The sequence below is a fragment of the Sinorhizobium sp. GQ132 genome, from assembly GCF_059758575.1.
Genome location: NZ_JCAXDX010000060.1, coordinates 1 through 484 on the forward strand (window position 1 = coordinate 1; position 484 = coordinate 484).

General features: G+C 59.7%; 1 pseudogene. It reads right to left on the reverse strand.

What is annotated here, in order from left to right:
- Positions 1-383 (reverse strand): annotated as a pseudogene (locus AC6CIG_RS29710) (helix-turn-helix domain-containing protein); the annotation flags it as partial.
- Between the last annotated feature and the right edge of the window lie 101 nt (positions 384-484).

The window sequence follows — 484 nt, forward strand, 5'->3', positions numbered from 1 at the left end:
GTGGTCTGCCGATCGACTCGCTGCGCCAACAGATCGCACGACTTTTGCACGAGCGGATCAGCGGAGAAGAATAGCCCGGCAGACCGCCGCTCGATCTCAGCGACGCAGCCGGCGAGCCGCCTGAGAACCTCCTGGTCGATCAGCGGCCACAGCAGGTAGTCCGAATATCCGCTGGCGAAAATCGCTTCACGGTGCAGGCTGTTTTCAGAAACGAGTGCCAGTTGCAGTGCGGAAGAGAGTTCTGTGGGCTTGTACTCGTCTTGCTGTCGCAGTCGGCAGTCGACGATAAGAATCTGTGCGGCGCGTCCCAGTCGCAACCGTTGGTGATCGACAACTTCGACGTGGCGCAGGGGGCGTGCTAATCGCGACAGAGTATGAGCCACTACTGAATCCGATCCAAGATATGCAGCCAGGAAGGAAGCATGCACCTCGAATACACCTGAGATTCTGGCCCACCGACGGCTTGACCGAGGCCGATCGGGGG